The sequence below is a fragment of the Arthrobacter sp. 2YAF22_2 genome (assembly GCF_052114645.1).
Classification (GTDB): Bacteria; Actinomycetota; Actinomycetes; order Actinomycetales; family Micrococcaceae; genus Arthrobacter.
The window spans coordinates 1-8,903 of record NZ_JBFRFD010000093.1 but is presented as its reverse complement, the minus strand read 5'-3'; the positions used below and the strand labels follow the sequence as shown (position 1 = coordinate 8,903).

The following is an 8,903-nucleotide window of genomic DNA, read 5'->3' as shown; positions in this document are numbered from 1 at the left end:
CGTAGGAACCGGGGAGTTCTTCCGCGCCATGGAGCAGAACATCGGGCGGCTGCGGGACCGGATGGGCGCCTTCTTCCGCGGCGAACCCACCCCGGCCGTACGGGTGGAGACCGCGATCGAGACGGGCCTGCAGGCCGTCATCCTCGATGAAGCCGCCAACGCCGCCGAGGAAGCCGACCAGCGGTGGCGCTCCGACCCGGCGGGCCGGCAGTTGCTCGGCACCGACGATCTCTCCGGCACCAGCGAGGGCTTCGCCGACGCCGCCGCCGCCGAGATCCGTGCGTGGCAGGACAGCCTGATGGAACTGATCCGCACCGAAGGCCAGGACAAGCGCAGCCAGGCCCGCTGGCTCTCCTTCGGCATCAACGGCCTGGGTGCGGCGCTGATGATCGTGGTGTTCTCGATGACCGCGGGCCTGACCGGCCTGGAGATCGGCGTGGCCGGCGGGACCGCCGTCGTCGGCCAGCGCGTGCTCGAAGCCGTCTTCGGCGAGGATGCCGTGCGCCGGCTGGCCAAGACGGCGCGCGAGGATCTCCAGACCCGCTGCGAGCGGCTGCTGCAGTCCGAACGCCAGCGGTTCCTGGCCCGCCTTGACGTGCCGGACGCCGTTCCGCCGGACACCCTGGCCGGACAGGCCGCGGCGCTTGGCCGGCTGGCGGCCTCCGGATGAACCGCCACGGCGCCGCGCGGGAAGCCTCACAGCTGCAACGCCGGCTGGAAGCCCTCGACCAGGCCAGGGAACTGGGCGCCGGCGCCCTGCCCGACGAAGCCCTGGACGAGGTGCTCGAAGTGCTGGAACGCGCGAGTTCCCGGCGCTCACTCTCCGCGGACCACACCGTGGTGGGCTTTTTCGGCGCCACCGGAAGCGGGAAATCGTCGCTCTTCAACGCCGTCAGCGGAGCGGAAATCGCGACGGCGGCCGCGCGCCGCCCGACGACGTCCGAACCGCTTGCCGGCATCTGGGGCGCCACGGGCAGCGAGCCGCTGCTCGACTGGCTGGAGGTCAGCAGCCGGCACCACGCAGCCGCCGTGCCCGGCTTCGCCGACGAGGGCACCGGGCTGATCCTGCTCGACCTGCCCGATTTCGACTCGACCCGCGCGGAAAACCGGCAGATCGTGGAGCGCATGGTGGGGCTCGTGGACGTGCTCGTATGGGTGCTGGACCCGCAGAAATACGCCGACGCCGCCGTCCACAACGACTTCCTCGCCCCGCTCGCCTCGCATGCGGCCGTCACCCTGGTGGTGCTCAACCAGGTGGACCGGCTGCCGCAACCCGAGATCGGCCCGGTGCTGGAGTCACTGAAGGCCATCCTGGCGCGGGACGGGCTGGGCACGGTGCAGGTACTGGGCGCCTCGGCCGTGGTCGGCACCGGCGTGGACAAGGTGCGGGCCGCCATCCGGCAGGCCGCACTGCAGCGGCTGGCGCTCTCCCAGCGGCTGGCGGCCGATGTGGACCGCGCGGCCGCGCGGCTCGCGGCGGCGTCCGGCGCCGGCGAGGCGCACGGCGTCAAGGCCAGCACCAGGGACCGGCTGGACGCGGAACTGGCCGTGGCGGCGAATGTTCCGCTGGTGGTGGACGCCGTCGCGCGCTCCTACCGGCAGGAAGCCACGCGGCGCACCGGCTGGCCGGTCACCCGCTGGCTGGTCCAGTTCCGGGCCGACCCGCTGCGACGGCTGAACCTGCGCCGGGCGGGGGAGCGGCCGGAGCTGAACCGGACCTCCCTGCCGCCCGCCGGAGCCCCGGCACGGGCCCGCACCGACGCCGCCGTGCGGGAGTTTGCCGACACCGCGTCCGACGGCGCGCCGGGCCCCTGGCGGGCGGCCATCCGCGGCGTGGCCCGTGAGGGACGGGAGCGGCTTCCGGATGCCCTCGACCAGGCGATTGCCGGTACCGATCTCAAGGCCGGGCGCAGCTCGTGGTGGTGGACTGCCTTCAATGTGCTCCAGTGGCTGGGCCTGCTCATTGCGCTCGGCGGCCTGGGCTGGCTCGGTGTGCTGGCCGGGCTGGGGTACTTCCAGCTGCCCGTGCCCGAGGTGCCCCGGGTGCAGGGCTGGCCGGTCCCGACGGTGCTGGTGGCCGGCGGCGTGCTGCTGGGCATCGTGCTGGCCCTAGCGGCGAGGTTTATCGCCGGCGCCGCGGCACGCGCCCGTGCGTCGGCGGCCCGGCGGCGGTTGAATGCCTCGGTGGCTGCCGTCGCGCAGGACCTCGTGGTCGAACCGGTCGAACTCGAGATCAGCCGGCTGGCGTCCTTCAACGCCGCGCTGAAATCCGCCGCGGGTTAAGGGCGGCCGCGTGGCGGCTTAGGCGGCCAGCCCGGCGGCGGCGTCGCGGACCTTGACCAGGGTCCGCAGGTTCCGGGTGGTGGTGCTGCGCTTGTACTTTGCCTTGGCGGAGATTTTGCTGAACGGGCTGTCGAGGGTGCCGCCGGCAGGCGCCAGCCAGGCCATGGCTTCGGGGCCGAGCAGGGTCAGCTCCACCCCGCCGAGGGCTGTGCCGGCGTCGTACAGTTCAGCGAGTGCCGCGGCGTCCGAGGACAGCGTCACGTAGCTGTGCGTGGCGGCGTCGTCGGCGGGGTAGGGGCAGGCTTTCACCAGTTCCGCCACGCGGGCCGCGGTCAGTACCACCACCCAGGCGTCGTAGCCGAAGGCCTCCCGCAGGCAGGACTCGAACTCTGATTTCACTTCTGCCGCCGGAAGCTCGCTGGCCAGCACGACGTTGCCGCTGGCCAGGAGCGTTGTCACGGCGGAAAACGGGCGGGCCTTCAAGGCCGCCTTGAGCTCGGCCATCTTGATGTTGATGCCGCCCACGTTGATCCCGCGCAGGAAGACCGCATAGCTGTTCATGGGCACAGCCTAGCGGTGCCCACGAACAGCGGGGTCTAGTCGTTGTTCTTGCGCAGCGCCTCGGTCAGGACGCGGGCGGCGTTGCAGACCACTTCGGCGTGCAGCCGGCCGGGCTGGCGGGTGAGGCGTTCGATCGGGCCGGAAATGGAGACTGCGGCGATCACCCGGCCGGAGGGTCCGCGGACCGGCGCCGAGACGGAGGCGACCCCCGGCTCGCGTTCCCCGAGGCTCTGTGCCCAGCCCCGGCGTCGTACTCCGGCCAGAACGGTGGGCGTGAAGCGGGCGGCCTGGAGGCCTTCCAGCAGGCGGTCATGGTCCTCCCAGGCCAGCAGCACCTGAGCTGCGGAGCCTGCCTTCATGGACAGTTGGGTGCCCACCGGGATGGTGTCCCGGAGGCCGATGGGGCGTTCGGCGGAGGCCACGCAGACGCGCCAGTCGCCTTGGCGGCGGAAGATCTGGGCGCTTTCGCCAGTGGCGTCGCGGAGCTGCATCAGCACCGGCCCGGCGGAGGCGATGAGCCGGTCCTCGCCGGCGGCGGAGGCCAGCTCCACCAGGCGGCTGCCGAGCACAAAGCGGCCTTGGATGTCGCGGCTCACCAGGCGGTGGTGGACGAGTGCGAGTGCTAGGCGGTGCACGGTGGGCCGGGCGAGACCGGTGGCGGCCACGAGCTGCGCCAGGGTGGTGGGGCCGGCCTCGAGTGCGTCAAGCACGTGGGCAGCTTTATCGATGACACCAACGCCGCTAGAATTGTCCATGTAATGATATTGCCGTCTCAATATCTGAGATGCAAATCATTGCGCTGGCTTATTTGACGGCGGTGCTGATTCAGTGGACATCATCAACCCGTCGAATCGGGACAGTCGCTGAGCAGCGATGACAATCACGCAGTAAAGACAGCAGTGAAGGGAGCAGGCCGTGGCAAAGACATTGGCCGAGAAAGTCTGGGATGCGCACGTGGTGCGCAAGGGGGACGGCGAAGGCGCCAACGCCCAGCCGGACCTCCTTTTCATCGACCTTCACCTGGTCCATGAGGTGACGTCCCCGCAGGCCTTCGAGGGTCTGCGCCTGGCCGGGCGCAAGCTGCGCCGGCCGGACCTCACCATCGCCACCGAGGACCACAACACTCCCACGCTGGACATCGACAAGCCAATCGCCGATCTCACCAGCCGTACCCAGATCCAGACGTTGCGCAACAACTGCGCGGAGTTCGGCGTCCGGCTGCACTCCCTCGGGGACGCCGAGCAGGGCATCGTGCACGTCGTGGGACCGCAGCTTGGCCTTACCCAGCCCGGCATGACGGTGGTCTGCGGTGACTCGCACACCTCCACCCATGGCGCCTTCGGGGCGCTTGCCATGGGCATCGGCACCTCCGAAGTGGAGCATGTCATGGCCACCCAGACGCTGTCCCTGAAACCGTTCAAGACCATGGCGATCAATGTCGAGGGCACGCTGCGCCCCGGTGTTTCGGCCAAGGACATCATCCTGGCCGTGATCGCCAAGATCGGCACCGGCGGCGGCCAGGGCTACGTGCTGGAATACCGCGGCTCCGCCATCCGGGCGCTGTCTATGGAAGCCCGGATGACCATCTGCAACATGTCCATCGAAGCAGGCGCCCGCGCCGGCCTGGTGGCCCCGGACCAGACCACGTACGACTACATGGAGGGCCGCCCGCACGCGCCGCAGGGCGCGGACTGGGACTCCGCCGTCGAGTACTGGAACACGCTGCGCACCGACGACGCTGCAACCTTCGACGTCGAAGTGGACCTCGACGCCGACACCCTGGAACCGTTCGTGACCTGGGGAACCAACCCCGGCCAGGGCGTGTCCCTGTCCGCCAAGGTGCCGTCGCCGGCCGACTTCGGGGACGAGAACGCCAAGGCCGCCGCGGAACGGGCGCTGCAGTACATGGGTCTCGAAGCCGGGACGCCGATGAAGGAGATCCGGGTGGACACCGTGTTCCTGGGCTCCTGCACGAACTCCCGGATGGAGGACCTGCGGGCCGCCGCGGACATCATCCGCGGCCGAACCAAGGACCCGAACGTGCGGATGCTGGTGGTGCCGGGCTCCGCCCGCGTCCGGCTCGAAGCCGAGGCCGAGGGCCTGGACAAGGTCTTCACGGACTTCGGTGCCGAATGGCGGTTCGCCGGCTGCTCGATGTGCCTGGGCATGAACCCGGACCAGCTGGAGGTGGGGGAGCGCTGCGCGTCCACGTCCAACCGCAACTTCGAAGGCCGCCAGGGCAAGGGCGGCCGCACGCACCTCGTCTCACCCGTCGTCGCGGCGGCGACGGCGGTCCGCGGCACGCTGAGTTCGCCGTCGGATCTGGACCGCGAGCCCGCCTTGGCGTAGCCCCGACACCGACCACCAGCATCGATCCACCTGCATCGATTCCCCCACTTCAGATCCAACCCCGCCCCAAAGGATCCGCCATGGAAAAGTTCACCACCCACACCGGAATCGGTGTCCCGCTGCGCCAGAGCAACGTCGATACCGACCAGATCATCCCCGCCGTCTACCTCAAGCGCATTACCCGCACCGGGTTCGAGGACGCCCTCTTCTCGGCGTGGCGCAAGGATCCCGCGTTCATCTTGAACCAGGAACCCTTCAGCGCCGGCTCCGTGCTGGTGGCGGGGCCGGACTTCGGCACCGGCTCCTCGCGTGAGCACGCCGTCTGGGCGCTGAAGGACTACGGTTTCAAGGCCGTGCTGTCCTCGCGTTTCGCGGACATCTTCCGGGGCAACTCGGGCAAGCAGGGCCTGCTGGCCGCCGAATTGGCCCAGGACGACATCGAGCTCATCTGGAAGGTGCTCGAAAACGCCCCCGGCACCGAGGTCAAAGTGGACCTCGTCTCCAAGACGGTCGAGTGCGGCACCGTCGTTGCTCCGTTCGAGATTGACGACTACACCCGCTGGCGCCTGCTGGAGGGCCTGGATGACATCGGCCTCACCCTGCAGCACGAGGAAGACATCACCGCCTTCGAAGCCACGCGGCCCGCGTTCATGCCCACGACGCTGCCGGCCAAGCTCTCCTGACGTCGAGCCGGCGCACGGAGTGCCGCCGTGAAGCGCCGTCGAGCTAATCCGCTGTTCGGTGCAGGACAAAGATCCCGCCGTAGGCGGGCTGGTTTAGTCGCTGCCGGTCGGTGTCGGTGTATTCGTCCAGCACAGCGTGGATGCGGGTAGCCAGATCTTCAGCGTCTGCCTCGGAGAGATGCAGCACGAAGCGGGACAGGTTGGCCAGCGCGTCCGGTCCTGCCTCCGTCAGCTCTTCCCGAAACGCCTCAATCGGTGCCAGCGGACCGCCCGGACCGGCTTCCCGCAGCGCGCTGTCCAGATTCCACGACCGGCCCGTGGAGCGGTACGGCTTCTCCAGGGCACCGCTCGCCCCGGTGCGGACTTCGGCGGGCTCGAGGAAGCCCGTGGAGAGCAATTGCCGCACGTGATAGAGCATCGTCCCCGGGTCTTGGCCCAGCCGGTCGGCGAGTTGCTTATTGGTCAGTTCGTGCAGCCCGCAGAGGCGCAAGATCCGTAGGCGCAACGGATGGGCCAGCGCCTTGATTTCCTGGGCGCTGGCCGAGGGCCTCTTCCCGTCCGCTCTCGGCTGTGCTGCATCGGTCATGTACCCATCCTACAAGTGATGTACTAAATTCAAACCCCCTTGAACTTTCTCAATGGCTGTGGCATGGTCCACCTATGACCGGACATCTTGAGCAGGTGCAGGAACGGACCCGTTCGCCGCTGGGTAACTCCTACTGGAAGCTCTGGACCGCCTCCGGGCTATCCAACCTGGCGGATGGCGTTTTCAAGATCGCGCTGCCGCTGCTGGCCGTTCAGCTCACTCAGTCACCCACGCTGGTTGCCGGACTGACGGTCGCGGCGACCCTTCCCTGGCTGATCTTCGCGCTGACCGCCGGAGCGCTGGCCGACCGGCTGGATCGGCGCAAGCTCATGTTGTGGGCCAACCTGAGCCGCGCCGTGCTGCCCGTTCTGGTGGTCGCGCTCATCCTGCTGGACGTCGGGTCCATTTGGGTGCTCTACGTCGTCGCCCTGCTGGTGGGTGTGGCCGAAACGCTCTATGACACTTCCGCGCAGTCGATCATGCCGCAGGTGGTGCTTAGGGATCAGCTTTCGCGCGCCAACGGCAGGCTCTACGCTGTCGAGCTCACCACCAACCAGTTCGTCGGGCCGCCGCTGGGCGGCCTGCTGGTGGCAACCGGCGTCGTCGCGGGCTTTGCCGTGCCGGCGGCCCTGTGGCTTGCGGCCGTCGGTGGCCTGCTCCTGGTCCCGGGGGCCTTCCGCCCTGAGCGGGAACAGAAGACAACGTTGCGCTACGACATTGCTGAAGGTCTGCGGTTCCTTTGGCACCAGACGATCCTCCGGACGCTCGCGGTGATGACCGGGGTGTTCAACTTCGCATCCAGCGCGGCGTTCGCGGTCTTGGTGCTGTTTGCCGTGGGCCCGGCTTCGCAGATGAAGTTGTCTGAAGTGGGGTTCGGCCTGCTTTTGACGACCTCCGCGCTCGGCGCATTTGTCGGCTCGTTTTTCGCCGAATGGGCCGAGGCCAAGCTGGGGCGGTCCAAGTCCCTGATGCTTACCATCTTTGGGAGCACGATGTTCGTGGCTGCGCCCGCCATAACCGACAACCCCTATGTACTGGGGCCGTTCCTTTTTGTCGGCGGCATGCTGATCGTGCTTTGGAACGTCATTACCGTGTCCCTGCGCCAGCGCATCACTCCCAACCGGCTGCTGGGACGGGTCAACAGTGCCTACCGCCTGCTGGCCTGGGGCACCATGCCGCTCGGTGCCGCGGCGGGCGGCCTTCTGGYCCAATGGCTGGGCCTGCAAGCGATGTTCGGCCTCATGGGACTGCTGACCCTCGCGCTGCTCACCATGATGCCCATCCTCACGGACAAAGCCATCGCCGCGGCCGACGTCGGATCCTAAGTGGTGCGGATATCCGGTGACCCCAAGGCGCCGCGTGAGGTCCTTGGGCTAAGCCGCGGGTTGCCCCGCCGGGCGGGCGCCCATGATTACCTTTGCCCGGTGTCTGAGTTTTCTGCGGTGAATCGCTTCTGGGTGATCTGCTGCTTCGCCCCGCCCGACCCATTGTGGAGACGGTCGTTCGGCGCCAGTCCCGGGTAGCGGTGGGGCGGTGGAGTGGTAGCTGTGGCCGGTGGGGGTGGTGAGTTTGAGCCGGTGTCTTCGGGGGCCGCCGGTCGGGTCTGGGGCTGGTTGGGCGGTCCAGCCGGGGGTTTCTTTGGTGTGGTTGCAAGCTTCGCAGAGTCCGGCGCCGTTGCCGCCGCTGGTGGTGCCGCCGTTCTGCCARGRCACGATGTGGTCCAGGTGCCGGATCGGGGCGTCGCARTAGGGKGTCCGGCAGGTGTSGTCGCGGGCCTGGATGAAGCGGCGCAGCCTTGGCGGGAAGATCCGGGCGCGGGAGTCCATGGCGASGAGGTCGCCGGTGCCGGGKGYGGTGTAGAGCCGGCGGACCCAGATCCTGAAGGCCGGTTCGTCAGTTGCGCCGCCCGTGCGCGCGCCCGGCGTCCGGCCTGCGTCTGTGAGGAGTGTCCGGGCCCRGCCGGCGGGGAYGATGCCGTAGCCGGGGAGCCGGGCGGGTTCGCTGTCGGCCTGGAAGAGGGTGCGGTCGGTCATGAYGAGYTGGATTTCGATGCCGCTGATYCCGSCGGGYGTGCCGGTGGTGCGTTCGACCAGCGCGTCGGCCATCAGCTGGCCCCGGGAACGGGCGTCCCCGGCGGAGCGTAGGGCGTCGGCGTGCCGGGTSAGGGCRGYGTGSACGGCGACKCCGGCYGCGACCGGGAGCAGGGCGGTGAGGTAGCACATGGTGTCCGGGGCCGGGCGGAGGCTGAGGTGGCGTTCGGTCTCGGCGTGGGCGGCCCGCTGGGTGACCGAGCGCGGGTCGCGGCGGTAGGCGGCGGCCCGGGCCGCGGCGACGATGGCGCGGTCGCCGGCCCCGTCGAACCCACCGGTTTCGGGGGCGAGTTCGTCGTCGACGGCGGTCCGGTCGGCGGCGGACAGACAGGCGGTCTCGCGGACCAGGAG

Annotated in this window: 8 protein-coding genes and 1 pseudogene; 5 read left to right on the top strand and 4 right to left on the bottom strand. The window is 69.2% G+C overall.

All coding sequences use genetic code 11. The features are described 5' to 3' along the window. Both AB4Y86_RS05875 and AB4Y86_RS05870 read left to right on the top strand, forming a co-directional pair. Positions 1 to 670, top strand: a pseudogene (locus tag AB4Y86_RS05875) (ABC transporter); the annotation flags it as partial. Continuing rightward, complete coding sequence (locus AB4Y86_RS05870; protein ID WP_441400934.1) at positions 667 to 2,283, top strand: GTPase; 1,617 nt, start codon at positions 667 to 669, stop codon at positions 2,281 to 2,283. The pseudogene AB4Y86_RS05875 and the gene AB4Y86_RS05870, both read left to right, overlap by 4 nt. Before the next feature lie 18 nt (positions 2,284 to 2,301). On the opposite strand, the gene AB4Y86_RS05865 is transcribed toward AB4Y86_RS05870, so the two are convergent. Together AB4Y86_RS05865 and AB4Y86_RS05860 are read right to left on the bottom strand one after the other, a co-directional pair. Then, the gene (locus tag AB4Y86_RS05865) at positions 2,302 to 2,844 is read right to left on the bottom strand and encodes a DUF1697 domain-containing protein (RefSeq protein ID WP_441400932.1); all 543 of its coding nucleotides are present in this window, start codon (positions 2,842 to 2,844) and stop codon (positions 2,302 to 2,304) included. 35 nt (positions 2,845 to 2,879) lie between these two features. Then, complete coding sequence (locus tag AB4Y86_RS05860) at positions 2,880 to 3,599, bottom strand: IclR family transcriptional regulator (RefSeq protein WP_441400930.1); 720 nt, start codon at positions 3,597 to 3,599, stop codon at positions 2,880 to 2,882. 160 nt (positions 3,600 to 3,759) lie between these two features. On the opposite strand from AB4Y86_RS05860, the gene leuC reads away from it, so the two are divergent. Both leuC and leuD read left to right on the top strand, forming a co-directional pair. After that, the gene (gene leuC, locus AB4Y86_RS05855; protein WP_441400928.1) at positions 3,760 to 5,193 is read left to right on the top strand and encodes a 3-isopropylmalate dehydratase large subunit; all 1,434 of its coding nucleotides are present in this window, start codon (positions 3,760 to 3,762) and stop codon (positions 5,191 to 5,193) included. Between the two features lie 80 nt (positions 5,194 to 5,273). Further along, positions 5,274 to 5,876, top strand: a complete 603-nt coding sequence (gene leuD / locus AB4Y86_RS05850) for a 3-isopropylmalate dehydratase small subunit (protein ID WP_441400926.1) — start codon at positions 5,274 to 5,276, stop codon at positions 5,874 to 5,876. A 43-nt stretch (positions 5,877 to 5,919) separates the two neighbouring features. Here leuD and AB4Y86_RS05845 read toward each other — a convergent pair whose 3' ends face one another. Continuing rightward, the gene (locus AB4Y86_RS05845; RefSeq protein ID WP_441400924.1) at positions 5,920 to 6,462 is read right to left on the bottom strand and encodes an ArsR/SmtB family transcription factor; all 543 of its coding nucleotides are present in this window, start codon (positions 6,460 to 6,462) and stop codon (positions 5,920 to 5,922) included. A 74-nt stretch (positions 6,463 to 6,536) separates the two neighbouring features. Between AB4Y86_RS05845 and AB4Y86_RS05840 the strand changes: the two genes are divergently transcribed. Further along, on the top strand, positions 6,537 to 7,787 hold the full coding sequence (locus AB4Y86_RS05840) for an MFS transporter (protein WP_441400922.1): 1,251 nt from the start codon (positions 6,537 to 6,539) through the stop codon (positions 7,785 to 7,787). Between the two features lie 48 nt (positions 7,788 to 7,835). Here AB4Y86_RS05840 and AB4Y86_RS05835 read toward each other — a convergent pair. Then, positions 7,836 to 8,903 (bottom strand): HNH endonuclease (locus AB4Y86_RS05835; RefSeq protein WP_441400921.1); only part of this gene is annotated, 1,068 nt, incomplete at its 5' end.

Bases quoted from the DNA above. Each gene is read 5' to 3' on its own strand.
- AB4Y86_RS05870 (WP_441400934.1), top strand. From the start codon at position 667: ATGAACCGCCACGGCGCCGCGCGGGAAGCCTCACAGCTGCAACGCCGG.
- AB4Y86_RS05860 (WP_441400930.1), bottom strand. From the start codon at position 3,599: ATGGACAATTCTAGCGGCGTTGGTGTCATCGATAAAGCTGCCCACGTG.
- AB4Y86_RS05845 (WP_441400924.1), bottom strand. From the start codon at position 6,462: ATGACCGATGCAGCACAGCCGAGAGCGGACGGGAAGAGGCCCTCGGCC.
- AB4Y86_RS05865 (WP_441400932.1), bottom strand. From the start codon at position 2,844: ATGAACAGCTATGCGGTCTTCCTGCGCGGGATCAACGTGGGCGGCATC.
- leuD (WP_441400926.1), top strand. From the start codon at position 5,274: ATGGAAAAGTTCACCACCCACACCGGAATCGGTGTCCCGCTGCGCCAG.